This window comes from Isoptericola sp. NPDC055063 (genome assembly GCF_053608125.1).
This window is the reverse complement of record NZ_JBSGUW010000010.1, coordinates 168827-182795: the sequence shown is the minus strand read 5'-3', so window position 1 is coordinate 182795 and position 13969 is coordinate 168827. Positions and strand designations below refer to the sequence as shown.

Annotated in this window: 13 protein-coding genes; 9 read left to right on the top strand and 4 right to left on the bottom strand. The window is 75.5% G+C overall.

Going from position 1 to position 13969, the window contains the following annotated elements; all coding sequences use genetic code 11:
* The first annotated feature begins 13 nt into the window (after nt 1-13).
* Together rpmB and ACWF41_RS14015 are read left to right on the top strand one after the other, a co-directional pair.
* Nucleotides 14-205 (top strand): 50S ribosomal protein L28, encoded by a 192-nt coding sequence (rpmB, locus tag ACWF41_RS14020; protein ID WP_069984843.1) that lies wholly within the window; start codon nt 14-16, stop codon nt 203-205.
* Nucleotides 206-398: 193 nt separating this feature from the next.
* On the top strand, nt 399-917 hold the full coding sequence (locus ACWF41_RS14015; RefSeq protein ID WP_380314979.1) for a GNAT family N-acetyltransferase: 519 nt from the start codon (nt 399-401) through the stop codon (nt 915-917).
* A 36-nt stretch (nt 918-953) separates the two neighbouring features.
* Here ACWF41_RS14015 and ACWF41_RS14010 read toward each other — a convergent pair whose 3' ends face one another.
* Nucleotides 954-1994 carry a thiamine-phosphate kinase gene (locus tag ACWF41_RS14010; protein WP_380314982.1) on the bottom strand — a complete coding sequence of 347 codons (1041 nt, stop codon included), beginning with the start codon at nt 1992-1994 and terminating at the stop codon, nt 954-956.
* Between the two features lie 52 nt (nt 1995-2046).
* Here ACWF41_RS14010 and ACWF41_RS14005 point away from each other — a divergent pair, with 52 nt between their 5' ends.
* Nucleotides 2047-2550 carry a DUF3515 family protein gene (locus ACWF41_RS14005; protein ID WP_380314985.1) on the top strand — a complete coding sequence of 168 codons (504 nt, stop codon included), beginning with the start codon at nt 2047-2049 and terminating at the stop codon, nt 2548-2550.
* A gap of 61 nt (nt 2551-2611) precedes the next feature.
* The gene (locus tag ACWF41_RS14000) at nt 2612-3025 is read left to right on the top strand and encodes a VOC family protein (protein ID WP_380314988.1); all 414 of its coding nucleotides are present in this window, start codon (nt 2612-2614) and stop codon (nt 3023-3025) included.
* Between the two features lie 19 nt (nt 3026-3044).
* Here the strand turns inward: ACWF41_RS14000 and ACWF41_RS13995 are convergent, their stop codons facing one another.
* Both ACWF41_RS13995 and ACWF41_RS13990 read right to left on the bottom strand, forming a co-directional pair.
* Nucleotides 3045-4226, bottom strand: coding sequence for a D-alanine--D-alanine ligase family protein (locus ACWF41_RS13995; RefSeq protein ID WP_380314991.1), 1182 nt, complete (start codon nt 4224-4226; stop codon nt 3045-3047).
* 104 nt (nt 4227-4330) lie between these two features.
* Nucleotides 4331-5908 (bottom strand): AMP-binding protein, encoded by a 1578-nt coding sequence (locus ACWF41_RS13990; protein ID WP_380315088.1) that lies wholly within the window; start codon nt 5906-5908, stop codon nt 4331-4333.
* A gap of 294 nt (nt 5909-6202) precedes the next feature.
* On the opposite strand from ACWF41_RS13990, the gene ACWF41_RS13985 reads away from it, so the two are divergent.
* The 3 genes from ACWF41_RS13985 to ACWF41_RS13975 are packed head-to-tail and all read left to right on the top strand — an operon-like array spanning nt 6203 to nt 9901.
* Nucleotides 6203-7615 carry a hemolysin family protein gene (locus ACWF41_RS13985; RefSeq protein WP_380314994.1) on the top strand — a complete coding sequence of 471 codons (1413 nt, stop codon included), beginning with the start codon at nt 6203-6205 and terminating at the stop codon, nt 7613-7615.
* Nucleotides 7612-8652 carry a hemolysin family protein gene (locus ACWF41_RS13980; RefSeq protein ID WP_380314997.1) on the top strand — a complete coding sequence of 347 codons (1041 nt, stop codon included), beginning with the start codon at nt 7612-7614 and terminating at the stop codon, nt 8650-8652. The genes ACWF41_RS13985 and ACWF41_RS13980 overlap by 4 nt, the downstream gene beginning before the upstream one ends.
* A gap of 40 nt (nt 8653-8692) precedes the next feature.
* A complete protein-coding gene (locus tag ACWF41_RS13975; protein ID WP_380315000.1) occupies nt 8693-9901 on the top strand; it encodes an acyl-CoA dehydrogenase family protein in 1209 nt (402 codons plus the stop codon).
* 65 nt (nt 9902-9966) lie between these two features.
* Here ACWF41_RS13975 and ACWF41_RS13970 read toward each other — a convergent pair whose 3' ends face one another.
* Nucleotides 9967-10926, bottom strand: coding sequence for an aldo/keto reductase (locus ACWF41_RS13970; RefSeq protein ID WP_380315003.1), 960 nt, complete (start codon nt 10924-10926; stop codon nt 9967-9969).
* A 60-nt stretch (nt 10927-10986) separates the two neighbouring features.
* Here ACWF41_RS13970 and ACWF41_RS13965 point away from each other — a divergent pair, with 60 nt between their 5' ends.
* Complete coding sequence (locus ACWF41_RS13965; RefSeq protein ID WP_380315006.1) at nt 10987-12393, top strand: MFS transporter; 1407 nt, start codon at nt 10987-10989, stop codon at nt 12391-12393.
* Nucleotides 12390-13958, top strand: coding sequence for a pyridoxal phosphate-dependent decarboxylase family protein (locus tag ACWF41_RS13960; protein WP_380315009.1), 1569 nt, complete (start codon nt 12390-12392; stop codon nt 13956-13958). The genes ACWF41_RS13965 and ACWF41_RS13960 overlap by 4 nt, the downstream gene beginning before the upstream one ends.
* Nucleotides 13959-13969: the final 11 nt, after the last annotated feature.

The following is a 13969-nucleotide window of genomic DNA, read 5'->3' as shown; positions in this document are numbered from 1 at the left end:
TTCAGGAGAGACCGTGGCTGCCAACTGCGACGTCTGCGGCAAGGGCCCGGGCTTCGGGCACAGCATCTCGCACTCCCACATCCGCACGAAGCGCCGCTGGAACCCGAACATCCAGCGCGTCCGTGCCGTGGTCGCGGGTACCCCCAAGCGAGTCAACGTCTGCACCTCCTGCCTCAAGGCGGGCAAGGTGACGCGCCAGGCCTGAGCCTGCGCGCCGGGCACGCGCCCGGTCGTCGACGCTTTTCGCGAGACGCCCGTCGGGATTCTTCCCGACGGGCGTCTTGTCGCCCCCGCCCAGGTCACGGGCTCTCCGTTGCCCGCCGCGACCGGCAAAGAATTCGTGAAGGATTCACCAAACCACCTTGGCCAGGGCGGTGCCGTCGTGGCACCCTGGGCAGATGATCGTGCAGACCGACAGCGACGTGGAGATCCGCCCCGCCGACACGACGGACGCCGGGCGCATCGCCCAGGTGCACGTCACGTCCTGGAAGGGCGCCTACGCCAGCGTGCTGCCGGCCGAGTACCTCGACTCCCTCGACGTCGCCGACCGCGCCGCGCAGTGGCAGCGCATCCTCGACGAGGGCACCCGCACGACGCTCGTCGCCGAGGGCGACGGCCGGCTCCTCGGCTTCGCGTCCTACGGCCCCTCCCGCGACGAGGACGCCGAGGACGGCGACCTCGAGCTCTACGCGATCTACCTCGACCCGGAGTCGTGGGGGCGCGGCGTGGCCCGCGACCTCATGCGCACCGTCCTGGCCGACGTGCCGGACGGCGTGCCGATGTCGCTGTGGGTGCTGACCCAGAACGACCGCGCCCGGCACTTCTACCGCCGCCACGGCTTCCAGCCCGACGGCGTGGAGCGCATGGACGACATCGGCGACACCCCGGTCACCGAGGTCCGCTACCGCCGCGGCTGACCCGCTCCGGTCCTCCCCGACCACCCGGCCTCCAGCTCAGCCCGCGAAGTGGTCCCAGCCCGCGCCGGTCGTGGGCTCGTCGCCGTCCACGGTGACGCCGGGCTCCGAGGCGTCGATCACCCGCCCGATCCGCCGGAACCCCTCAGGCAGCGCGACGTCCGGCGCGAACGCGGCGAGCAGGCCGTGGTCCTCTCCCCCGGACAGCACCCAGCCGAGCGCCGCGCTCCGGTCCGCGCCGTCGTTCAGGCCGAGCGCCCGTGCCGCGGGCACCAGCCGCGCCACGTCGTCCTCGAGGGCGGCGGTCTCCAGGTCGACGCCCACCCCGCCGGCTCGGGCGAGCCGCCCGGCGTCGCGCAGCAGCCCGTCGGACACGTCGAGCATCGCGGTGGCGCCCGCGGCCGCCGCACGCGGCCCCGCGGCGAGCGGCGCCTCGGGGCGCAGGTAGCCCGCCACGCACGGGGCGAGCTCCCCCACCGCTCCCGCTGCTCCCGCCCTGCCCGGTGCGCCGGTCGCCGGGTCGGCGGCGCCCGCGTCGAGCAGCGCCAGGCCCGCGGCGGACAGGCCGCGGTTCCCCGCGTACGCGAGGACGTCGCCCGGCCGCGCCCCGGCACGGGTCACCGGGGCGAGCCCCTGCAGGTCCCCGTGCGCGGTGACCGCGACGACGACGGCGTCGCCCCCCGACAGGTCCCCGCCGACGACGCCCGCCCCTGCCGGCGTCGCGACGTCCGCCAGGCCGCGCGCGAGCCCGGTCACCCAGCCCACCGGCAGGTCGCCGGGCACCACCAGCGAGACCACGAGGGACGTCGGCCGCGCGCCCATCGCCGCGACGTCGGCCAGGTTGGCCGTCGCCGCCCGGAAGCCCACGTCGTACCCCGTCGACCAGCGGCGGCGGAAGTGCCGGTCCTCGACGAGCACGTCGGTCGTGACGACGAACCGGGCGTCGGGGGCCGCGACCACCGCGGCGTCGTCCCCGGGGCCCAGGAGGGTGCCGTCGGCGGCCGGCAGCAGGGGGAAGATCCGGGCGAGGAGCTCCTCCTCGGACAGGTCGCGCACGAGGGGGTGGGTGGCGTCGGTCACGGCACGACTGTAGGCGGTCGCCGGCCCCTGGCCGCCCGGTAGCGTGGGCGTCGTGCCCCGCCGTTCCCCGCTGATCAGCGTCGTCCGCAGCCCTGCCGCCCGTGCCGTCGCGCTGGGCGCGGCCCTCGTCGTCCCGCTCGCGGCCTGCGCGCCCACCATCGGCACCAACCCCCCGGCGCCGGACGCCGCCGACCCGGCGTGCGCACCGGTGATGCTCGCCCTCCCGGACACGCTCGCGGGCGACCTGCCGCAGCGGGACACCAACGCCCAGGCCACCACGGCATGGGGCGACCCGGGCGCGGCCGTCACGCTGCACTGCGGCGTGGAGGCGCCCGGCCCGTCGGCCGACTGCCAGCGCGTCGAGTCCGCCGCGGGCGCGGTCGACTGGATCGTCGAGGCCGGCGAGGACGGCACGTGGCGGTTCACCACCTACGGGCGCCAGCCCGCCGTCGAGGTCGTGGTGCCCCCGTCCGTCACGGCGGACCACTCCACGGCGTTCGTCGGCGACCTCGCGCAGGCCGTGAGCAACGTCCCCGCGACCGCGGAGTGCAGCTGAGTCCGCGGCCGACCCGCCCGCGCCGTCGCGACTGTCGGTCCCTCGTGCCACGGTGGGCGGCATGGACCAGCGCGTGAGCCTCGTCACCCTCGTCGTCGCCGATCTCGCCGCCACCCGCCGCTTCTACGTGGACGGGCTGGGCTGGGAGCCGCTCCTCGAGGCGCCCGGCGAGGTGCTCATGTTCCAGGTGGGTCAGCACCTCGTTCTGTCGCTGTGGGACGAGGCGCACGCCGTCGAGGAGATCGGGCCGGTCGTGCGGGGCGGCACCGCGCCGCTCACGCTCGCGCACAACGTGGGCGCGCCCGCGGCCGTGGACGCCGTGCTGGCGGACGCACGCCGGGCCGGCGCGACGTCCGTGCGCGACGGCCTGCACCGGGAGTGGGGCGGGTACTCGGGCTACTTCACCGACCCGGACGGCTTCCTGTGGGAGGTCGCGCACGCGCCCGGGCCGCTGGGCGACCTCGTCGTCCCGTGACGCGACCGGCGGGGAGGGGTCAGCGCAGCCCGGTGGGTCGCTCGAGGGCGAGCTGGATGAGCTCGTCCACCAGCTCGGGGTAGCTCATCCCGGAGGCCTCCCACATGCGCGGGTACATCGAGAACGGCGTGAACCCGGGCATCGTGTTGATCTCGTTGACCACGACCCGCTCGTCGGGCGTGACGAAGACGTCCACGCGCGAGAGCCCCTCGGCCTCCACGGCCTCGAAGGTGCGCACGGCGACCTCGCGGACCTCCTCGAGCACGTGCGGGGGCAGCTCCGCGGGGCAGCGCAGGTCGACGTGCGCCTCGTCGAGGTACTTGGCCTCGAAGTCGTAGAACGCGTGGCTGTCGTGGTCGACGACGATCTCACCCGGCAGCGACGCACGCGTCGGGGCGCCGGCGCGGCCGCCGAGCACGGCGCACTCGATCTCGCGGCCGTCGATGCCGGCCTCCACGATCACCTTCGGGTCGTGCACGCGCGCGGCCTCGACCGCGGCGGGCAGGTCGGCCAGGTCGTCCACGCGGGTGATGCCGAGCGACGACCCGGCGCGCGCCGGCTTGACGAACAGCGGCAGCCCCAGCGGCTCGACGGCGGCGGTGCACGCCGCGGGATCCTGCTCCCAGTCCCGGGGCCGGATGACGACGTACGGCCCGACGGCGAGCCCCTGGCCCGCCAGCACGAGCTTCATGAAGTGCTTGTCCATGCCGACGGCCGAGGCGAGCACGCCCGCACCGACGTAGTGCACGTCCGACAGCTCCAGCAGGCCCTGCACCGTGCCGTCCTCGCCGAACGGGCCGTGCAGCAGCGGGAAGACGACGTCGACCTCGCCGAGCAGCGCCGGCACCTGGCCGGGCTCCAGGACGCGCAGCGTGCGCTCGCCCTGGGTGAGGGACAGCACCACCTCGGCGCCGGACTCGGCGGTGACCTCGGGGAGGCGGCCGTCGGCGATCTGCCAGCGCTCCGGGTCGTCGGCGGCGATGACCCAGCGGCCCTCGCGCGTGATGCCCACGGGCACGACGTCGTACCGGTCGCGGTCGATCGCGCGCAGCACGCCGCTCGCGGTCGACGCGGAGATGGCGTGCTCGCCCGAACGGCCGCCGAACAGCACGGCGACGCGCGTCTTGCGGGGGGCGTCGCCGCCCGGCGTCGGGACGGCGGGGACGGGGCTCGTGGACGGAGCTGAGGTGGCGTCGGACATCGCCGCCCAACCTACCGGACCGCCGCCCCGTGCTGTGAGCGGGAGACACGCCCTCGACACGCCGTCGGCCGGGGCCAGAATCCCGCTCACAGCATCGCGGCGGCTCAGCGGGCGCGCAGCTCCTTGCGCAGGATCTTGCCCGCCGCCGACTTCGGCACCGCGTCGACGAACTCGACGACCCGCACCTTCTTGTACGGGGCGACCTGCTCGGCGACGAACTCCTGCACGTCGCCGGCCGTGAGCGTGCTGCCCTCCGCCCGCACGACGAACGCCTTCGGCACCTCGCCGGACTCCGGGTCGGGCACGCCGATCACCGCGGCGTCCACGACCTCGGGGTGGGTGAGCAGCAGCGCCTCCAGCTCCGCGGGCGCCACCTGGTAGCCCTTGTGCTTGATGAGCTCCTTGAGCCGGTCCACGACGGTGAACGCGCCGGCGGCGTCGACCGTGACGATGTCGCCGGTGTGCAGGAAGCCGTCCGGCTCGAGGGTGTCGCGGGTGGCCTGCTCGTCCGCCAGGTACCCCACCATGACGTTGGGCCCGGCGCACAGCAGCTCGCCGGGCGCGCTGACCCCCGCGGCGGGCTGCGGGATGGTCTCGCCCGTGGCCGGGTCCACGATCCTGGCCAGCATGTTCGGCACGAGCATCCCGACCGTGCCCGGCGAGACGTCGGTGCGGTCGACCGGCACCACGTGCGAGACGGGCGACATCTCCGACATGCCGTAGCCCTGCAGCACGCGCGCGCCCGGCAGCCGGCGGCCCACCGCCTCGGCCAGGTGCTCGTCGAAGGGCGCCGCTCCGGACATGAGCATCCGCACGCTCGACAGGTCGCGGCCGGCGGCCGCCGGGTGCTTCGCGAGCGCCAGCGCGATGGGCGGCGCGACGAACAGCACGGTGGCGCGGTGCTGCTCGATGACCCGCAGGTACTCCGCCAGGTCGAACCGCGGCAGGGTGACGAGCGTGGAGCGCTGGTAGACCGCCCCGTTCATCAGCACCGTCATGCCGTAGATGTGGAAGAACGGCAGCACCGCCGGGATGACGTCGTCCGCCGCCAGCGGCAGGAACGCCTCCGTCTGCACCACGTTCGCCACGAGGTTGCGGTGGGTGAGCATCACGCCCTTGGGCAGGCCTGTCGTGCCCGACGAGTAGGGCAGCACCGCGAGGTGGGTGCGCGGGTCGAACGTGACGTCGGGCGCCGCGTGGCCGCCCGCGAGGAGCTCGCCGAGCGACGGGTGCCCGTCCGCGCCATCGAGAACGACGACGTCCGCGGCCGCCATCCCGACCGCGTCGGCGCCGGCCTCGGCCGCGGGCAGCAGCGCGGACACGGTCACGAGCGCCTTCGCCCCCGACGACCCGAGCTGCTTGGCGACCTCGCGCCCGGACGCGAGCGCGTTGATCGTCGTCACCGTGACGCCTGCCCGCAGCAGCCCGTGGAACACGGCGACGAACGCCGGCACGTTGGGGCTGTGCAGGGCCACGACGTCGCCGACGCCGAGCCCGCGCGCGGCGAACGCGCCCGCGATCGCGTCGACCTGGGCGCGCAGCTCGGCGTAGGTGGTCGTGGCGCCGCTCGGGCCGTCCACCAGGGCGACGCGGTCGAGGTCGGCGCCCGAGAGGGGAGCGAAGAGGAAGTCGTACAGGCTGACGTCGGGGATCTCGACGTCGGGATGGAGGCTGCGGATGATGCCGTCGTCTGCCGGGCCGGTGGCGGGGCTGGCTGCGGGGCGGGCTGCGCTGGTGTCGGGCATGGCGGTCCCTTCGTGCGGCACGGTCCTCGTCGACCGTGTGCCACCGGAGCGTAGCGCCGGGAACCGATCGCGCGACGCTCGCGTTGGGGCGTTCGTGGACATCACCCTCACGACGGAAGCCGTCACGGCGCCCGCGGCCGACGAGGCCGCCGCGCCCGCCGACGACCCCAGCCATAGTCCGGGCTCCCCGCAGCTCCCTGCCCCCCTCGGGCGTGAGGCGGTGCGCGTCCGATGACCGCCGTCCTCTCGCTCCTCCTCGGCCTCCTGGTGATCCTCGTGATCACCGCGGCGACGGCGTACTTCGTCGCCCAGGAGTTCGCCTACATGACCGTGGACCGCTCCCGGCTCGCCGCCCGCGCGGAGGCCGGTGACGCGACCGCGCAGCGCGCCCTCGCCGTCACGAGACGCACGTCGTTCGTGCTCTCGGGCGCCCAGCTCGGCATCACTGTGACCGGCCTGCTGGTCGGCTACGTCGCCGAGCCGCTGGTGGGCGACGCGCTCGGCACGCTGCTGGGCGGCGTCGGCGTCCCGACCGGTGTCGGCGTGGCCGTCGGGACCGTCGCGGCGCTCGTCGTCTCGACGCTGGTGCAGATGCTGTTCGGCGAGCTGTTCCCGAAGAACCTCGCCATCGCCCGGCCCGAGCCGACGGCGCTGCGCCTGGCGGGTTCGACGACGGCCTACCTCACGGTGCTCGGCTGGCTCATCGCCGTGTTCGACAAGGCGTCGAACGCGTTGCTGAAGCTGCTGCGCATCGAGCCGGTGCACGACGTCGAGCACTCCGCCACGGCCCGCGACCTCGAGCACATCGTCGCGGACTCCCGCGACAGCGGCGACCTGCCCGACGACCTGTCGATGCTGCTGGACCGCATCCTCGACTTCCCGCAGCACGACGCGCGCCACGCGATGATCCCGCGCTCGCGCGTCGGGACCGTCGAGCCCGGGCTCACGGTGGGCGAGCTGCGCACCCTCATGGCCGGCGGCCACTCCCGCTACCCGGTCGTGGACGGCGAGGACCAGGCGATCGGCGTCGTGCAGCTCACCGACCTGCTGCGCACGCCGCTGGCGGACGACGCGCCCGTGACCGAGCTGATGCGCCCGGTCACCGTGCTGCCCACGCTGATGCCGCTGCCCGCGGCCCTGACGGAGCTGACGCGCTCGCGCAACCAGCTCGCCGTCGTCGTCGACGAGTACGGCGGCCTCGCGGGCGTCCTCACCCTCGAGGACCTCGCGGAGGAGCTCGTCGGCGAGATCACCGACGAGCACGACGACGACGAGACGGCCACCGTCACGGCCGAGGCCGACGACACCTGGGTGATGGGCGGCGACGTGCACCTCGACGAGGCGGAGCGGGCCCTCGGGCACGACCTGCCGCGCGGGGACCACGAGACGCTCGCCGGGCTGCTCATCGCACAGCTCGGCTCGCTGCCCCGCGCGGGCGACGCCGTCACGGTGGAGCTGCCGCCCGACCCTGCCGACCTCGCGCACGACGAGCCCGTCTCCCGGCGCATCGAGGCGGAGGTGCTCGCCGTCGAGCGGCACGTGCCGCACCTGGTGCGCGTGCGCCTGGTCGAGGCCACCGGTGATGCTGCGCCGGACGCCGCGACCGCCACCTCGACCCGCACCACGAAGGAGGAGGACCGATGAGCGACCCCTGGGTCGTCCTCGCCGCGACCGTCGTCATCATCGCGCTCAGCGCGTTCTTCGTGGCCGTGGAGTTCGCCCTGCTCGGGGCGCGCCGCCACCGGCTCGAGGACGCCGCGCCCACCAGCCGGTCGGCGCGCGCCGCGCTGCGCAGCTCGTCCGAGCTGACGCTGCTGCTCGCAGGCTCGCAGCTCGGGATCACCGCCTGCACCCTGGCCCTCGGCGCCGTGACCAAGCCGGCGGTGCACCACTGGCTCACCCCGCTCTTCGCGGGCTGGGGCGCGCCGTACTGGGTGGCCGACGTCGCGGGCTTCGTGCTCGCCCTGGTCATCGTCACGTTCCTGCACCTCGTCGTGGGCGAGATGGCGCCCAAGTCGTGGGCCATCGCGCACCCCGAGACGTCGGCCACCCTGCTCGCGCTGCCGATGCGCGGGTTCATGTGGCTCACGCGCCCCGTGCTGCGCTGGCTCAACGCCCTCGCCAACCGGTGCCTGCGTGCCGTCGGCGTGGAGCCGGTCGACCACATCGAGGCCGGGCACGACCCGACCACGCTGCGCCACCTGGTGGAGCACTCCGCGAACGTCGGGGCGCTCGACGCGGCGTACTCCTCGCAGATCTCCGGCGCGCTGGAGCTCCAGGCCCTCACCGTCGACACGCTCGTGGCCCCGGGATCGCGGCCCACGGCGGTGCCCGCCGGTGCCACGGCCGCGGACGTGCGGGCCGCGTCCGTCACGTCGGGCCACCTGCGCATCTTGCTGCGGTCGGGCTCCGGGCACGACGCAGGGGACGACGGCGGGGTGACCGGTGTCGTGCACGTGCGCGACACGCTGCTGCTCGACGACGCCGCCCCCGTCGCGCCCATCGCCCGGGAGCCCTTCGTGCTGGACGCGTCGACCACCGTGCACGCGGCCATCGCGCTGCTGCGCGAGGCGGGCGAGCAGCTCGCCCTGGTCCACCGCGACGGCCGCACGCTCGGCGTGATCACCCTCGCCGACGTGCTGCACCGCCTCCTGCCGGAGCCCGTGCCCGCGGGCGGCTGATCGCGCGCAGCCGGGTGACGGCGCGTCGTACGGTGAGGGCATGCCTGCGCCCTCACCGTCCGACGCGCCGTCGCCGTTCTCGACCCCCCGACAGATCCTCACCGACGAGCTGCTGGAGACCATCCGCGGCCGGGCGGCGACGCACGACCGCGAGAACACGTTCTTCGCCGACGACCTCGCGGACCTCAAGGCCGCGGGCTACCTCGCGGCGATGGTGCCCGAGCACCTCGGCGGCGCCGGGCTCACGCTGCGGGAGGCCGCGCGCGAGCAGGCCCGGCTCGCGGGCGCCGCGCCCGCGACCGCGCTCGCGGTGAACATGCACCACGTGTGGGTGGGCGTCGCCCGGTTCCTGCACGAGCGCGGCGACCGCTCCCTCGACTGGCTGCTCGAGGAGACGGCGCGCGGCGAGGTCTTCGGCTTCGGCTACTCCGAGGCGGGCAACGACCTCGTGCTGCTGGGCTCGCGCACCGAGGCGCGCCCCGACGGCGACGGCGGGTACTCCTTCCACGGCACCAAGATCTTCACGTCCAACTCCCCCGGCTGGACCCGCCTCGGCGTCATGGGGCTGGACGACACGACCGACCCCGACGACCCACGCATCGTGCACGCCTTCGTCACCCGCGACGGCGGCGGCTTCGAGATCAAGGACGACTGGGACACGCTCGGCATGCGCGCGTCGCAGTCCTGCACCACCGTGCTGGACGGCGCCCACGCCCCCGCCGACCGCGTGCTGCGGCGCATCGCGCCCGGCCCGAGCCTGGACCCGTACGTGCTCGGCATCTTCACCAGCTTCGAGATCCTGCTCGCGTCCGTTTACCTCGGCATCGCGGACCGCGCGCTGGCGCTCGCCGTCCAGGCGGTGAACAAGCGCCGGTCGATGAAGACGGGCAAGGCGTACTCGCAGGACCCCGACATCCGCTGGCGCATCGGCACCGCCGCGCTCGCCCTGGACGGCCTGTGGCCGCAGCTGGACATGGTGGCCGGGGAGGTCGACGCCCAGGTCGACGTGCGGTCCGGATCAGGCGCCGGGTTCTTCCGCTCGACGGCGGGGCTCAAGGTGCGCGTCACCGAGACGGCCCGCGAGGTCGTGGACGAGGCCATCCGCTGCTCCGGCGGGTCCACGTACTTCAACCGCTCCGAGTTGGGGCGCCTCTACCGCGACGTGCTGGCCGGCATCTTCCACCCGTCCGACGACGAGTCCGCGCACTCCACCGTCGCGCAGGCGATCCTCGGGCCGCTGGAGGACTGACCCGCCTCCCGAGCTGTCAGGGCCACACGCAGGTATACGTCACCGTGGCCCTGACAGCTCCGGGGTCAGGACGAGGCGCCGTCGAGCCGGGCGAGCTCGTCCGCGGTGAGCTCCAGCGTCATCGAGCGCAGCAGGTCGTCGAGCTGACCGGTGCGGCGAGCGCTGGCGATGGGCGCGACGACGGTGGGCTGCTGGCGCAGCCACGCCAGCGACACGGAGGCGACGGGCACGCCGTGGGCGGCGGCGACGTCGTCGAGGGCGGCCAGCACGCGGCGACCGCGGTCGTCGAGGTAGCGCGCGGCGCCCTGGGCGCGGGGGCTGTCCGGCGTCTCGCCGTCGCGGTACGTGCCGGCGAGGAACCCCGACGCGAGTGCGTAATACGGCAGCACGCCCAGGCCGTGCCGCTCCGCGGCCTGGCGCAGCCCGTCCTCGAAGCCCCGCTCCACGAGGTTGTAGTGCGGCTGCAGCGCGACGGGCCGGTGCAGGCCGCCCTCCTCGACGGCGGCGAACCACTCGTCGACCCGCTCCGGCGTGTAGTTGGAGACGCCGATCTCCCGCACGAGGCCGTCGTCGACGAGCGCGGAGAACGCGGCGGCGGTCTCGGCGATCGGCGTCTCGGCGTCGTCGAAGTGCGCGTAGTACAGGTCGATGCGGTCGGTGCCGAGCCGCTTCAGCGACGCCTCCGCCGCGGCCCGGACGTTCGTCGCGGCCAGCCCGCGGAACTGCGGGTGCGTGGAGACCTTGGTCGCGACCAGCACGTCGTCGCGGCGACCGGCGCGGGCGAGCCAGCGCCCGATCGTCGCCTCGCTCTCGCCACCCGAGTTGCCCGGCACCCACGCCGAGTAGCCGTCCGCGGTGTCGACCATGCGGCCGCCGGCGTCGGCGAACGCGTCGAGCACGGCGAAGGACGCCGCGTCGTCGGCCGTCCAGCCGAACACGTTGCCGCCGAGCACCAGGGGCGCCGCGTCGAGATCGAGGGAGCCGAGCGCGCGGCCGGCCGGGGCGGAGTGAGTCGTCTGGGTCACAGGTCGCACAAGCCCGACGGCGTCCGGATCATTCCCGCGGGAGCGCTACGATCCCCGCTCATGACGCTGCGCAGGGGCACGGTCGCCCGGTATGCCGTCGGGTCCGTCGGCACCGGCGGGTTCGCGACGCTGCCCGGGCTCGTCCTCGTCTTCTACCTCACGGACACCCTCGGCGTGACGGCCGCCCTCGCGGGCCTGCTCGTCACCGCGGCCAAGGTGTGGGACGTGATCATCGACCCTGTGATCGGCGCGGCCAGCGACCGGGAGCGCGCCCGCACCGGTCGCCGTCGCCGGCTCATGGTGGCCGGCGGCGTCGCCCTGCCCGTGTTCTTCGTGCTCACCTTCGCCGTCCCGGCCGGCCTCGCCCCGGCGGCGGGCGCGGTCTGGGTGCTGCTCGCGTTCCTCGCGGCGGCGACGGCCTTCAGCCTGTTCCAGGTGCCGTACATCGCCCTGCCGGCGGAGCTCGCGGACACCTACGACGCCCGCACCCGCCTGCTCACCGCGCGGGTCGTGGTGCTCACCGCCGCCATCCTGCTGTTCGGCGGTGGCGGCCCCGCGCTGCGCGGCCTCGGGGGCGACGACGAGCGGCTCGGCTACCTGGTCATGGCCGTGGCGGCCGGGCTGGTGCTCGGCGCGGCGCTGCTCGTCTCCTCGACCGTCGAGAAGTCCGCCGGCCCGCCCGCGCCGCTGCGCCCGGTCCCGGCCCGTACCCGGCTCGCCGCCCACTACCGCGAGGGGCTCGGGCTGCTGCGCGCCAGCCGCCCGTTCCGCACGCTGCTCGGCACGTTCGTGCTGCAGGCGCTCGCCACCGGCGCGATGCTCGCGGGCGCCCAGTACGTCGCCACCTGGGTGCTGCGCGACACCGCCGCGGTGACCTTCCTGTTCGTGGCCCTGGTCGGGCCGGCGCTGGTCGTGACGCCGGCGTGGGGCGCGCTCGCCCGCCGGGTCGGCAAGGAGCGCACGTTCCGGCTCGCGTCCGGGCTGTTCGCCGTCGCGGCGCTCGCCCTGCTGCCGCTGGCCTGGGCGCCCGGCGCCTGGGTGTACGCGCCGGTGGCGCTCGCCGGCGCCGCGTACGCAGGCATGCAGTCCCTGCCGATGGCGATGCTGCCCGACGTCATCGCGCACGACGCCCGCACCACCGGCGCCGACCGCGCCGGCGCGTTCGGCGGCGTCTGGACGGCGGGCGAGACCACGGGCATGGCGCTCGGCACCACCCTGCTGACCGTCGTCCTCGCCGTCACCGGCTACGTCGAGTCGACCGGCGGCCAGTCGGTCGACCAGCCCGGCGCCGCCGTCCTCGGCATCGTCGCGGCGTTCAGCGTGCTGCCCGCGGCGCTCGTGGCCCTCAGCCTGCTCCCGCTCGCCCGCTACCCGCTGCGCCGCCGTGACATCGACGCCGCCCGCCCCGCCGACCACCTCGGCACCCCCGGCACCCCCGGCACCCCCGATCACCAGGAGACCCCGTGAACCGCCCCGCCCGGCCCGACGCCGCCCTCGACCTGGAGCAGTCCCCGGAGGCGGTGCTCGCCGCCCTGGCCGCGCTGCGGCACCGGGACGCCCCCACCCACGGCGGGCGGGTGCTCAGCTACGTCTACGACCCGGGCGTGCCGGAGCTCGACGAGCTCGCCGCCGGCGCCGTCCGCGCCATGCAGCCGGTCAACGGCCTCGACCCGACGACGTTCGGCTCCGTGGCCGCGCTCGAGCGGGATGTCGTCGGCTTCGCGCGGGACCTGCTGGGCGGCGACGCCGACACCGTAGGCACGGTGACCAGCGGCGGCACGGAGAGCTGCCTGCTCGCCGTCCAGTCGGCGCGCGACACCTGGCTCGCGGCCCGGGGGCTGCGGCCCGGCGAGGCCCGGCCGCGCCTGCTCGCCCCGGTGACGGTGCACGCCGCGTTCCAGAAGGCCGCCCACCTGTACGGGCTGGAGCTCGACCTCGTGCCCGTCGTCGCGGACGAGCCCGGCACCGGGGCGGTCGAGGCGGCCGCGCTGGGCGCCCGCCTGCACGACGGCACCGGCGGGGCCGACGGCGTCGCCCTCGTGGTCGTCTCCGCGCCGTCGTACCCGCACGCCGCGGCCGACCCGGTGGCCGACGTCGCCGCCCTCGCCTCGGCCGCCGGGGTGCCGGTGCACGTCGACGCGTGCATCGGCGGCTTCGCGCTGCCGTTCTGGCCCGGCCTGCCCGCGTGGGACCTGCGCGTGCCGGGCGTGACCAGCCTGAGCGCCGACCTGCACAAGTACGCCTTCGCGCCGAAGGGCGCCTCCGTGCTGCTGCACCGCGACCGCGACCGGCAGCGCGCGCAGTACTTCGCCACCACCCGCTGGCCCGGCTACCCCGTGGTCAACCCGACGCTGCTCGGCTCCCGGTCCGGCGGCCCGCTGGCTGCCGCCTGGGCGATCCTTCAGGCCCTGGGGACGGACGGGCTCGCGACGCTCGCCGGCCGCGCCCGGCGCGCCACGCTCGCCCTGCACGACGCCGTGGGCGAGATCGACGGGCTGCGCGTCGTCGGTTCCCCCGTCGGGCCGCTGCTCGCCGTCGCCGCCGACGACGCCGTCCCCGCGGACCGCCGCGTCGACCCGCACGTCTGGGCGGACGCCGTCGGCGCCCGCGGCTGGACGCTCCAGGCCCAGCCCGGCATGGACCAGGCCGACGGCACCCGCCTGCCGCACACCACCCATCTCACCGTCACCCCCGTCACCGAGGGCGTGCTCGGCGACCTGGTGCCCGTGCTGCGCGCCGCCGCCGACGAGGTCCGCGGCGTCCCCCGGCCCGACGCCGGCGCGCTGCTCGGTGCGCTGCCGCCCGCCCTCCTGCCCGGCGACGCCCCCGCCGCGCCCCTCGACTCCGCGACGGCCGCCGCGCTGCTCGACGCCGTCGGGCTGGGCGCCGTCGGCGGCGACCCCGACGCGGCGCCCGGCGTCGGGCCGATGGCGCCGCTGCTCGCGCTCGTCGAAGCGCTGCCCGCACCACTCGTCGAGCGGCTGCTCGTCGAGCTGCTGGCCCGCCTCGTGGAGCCGCGCCCCGCCGCCTGACACGAGTTGTC

Bases quoted from the DNA above. Each gene is read 5' to 3' on its own strand.
- ACWF41_RS14015 (WP_380314979.1), top strand. From the start codon at position 399: ATGATCGTGCAGACCGACAGCGACGTGGAGATCCGCCCCGCCGACACG.
- ACWF41_RS14000 (WP_380314988.1), top strand. From the start codon at position 2,612: ATGGACCAGCGCGTGAGCCTCGTCACCCTCGTCGTCGCCGATCTCGCC.
- ACWF41_RS13995 (WP_380314991.1), bottom strand. From the start codon at position 4,226: ATGTCCGACGCCACCTCAGCTCCGTCCACGAGCCCCGTCCCCGCCGTC.
- ACWF41_RS13985 (WP_380314994.1), top strand. From the start codon at position 6,203: ATGACCGCCGTCCTCTCGCTCCTCCTCGGCCTCCTGGTGATCCTCGTG.
- ACWF41_RS13980 (WP_380314997.1), top strand. From the start codon at position 7,612: ATGAGCGACCCCTGGGTCGTCCTCGCCGCGACCGTCGTCATCATCGCG.
- ACWF41_RS13975 (WP_380315000.1), top strand. From the start codon at position 8,693: ATGCCTGCGCCCTCACCGTCCGACGCGCCGTCGCCGTTCTCGACCCCC.
- ACWF41_RS13965 (WP_380315006.1), top strand. From the start codon at position 10,987: ATGACGCTGCGCAGGGGCACGGTCGCCCGGTATGCCGTCGGGTCCGTC.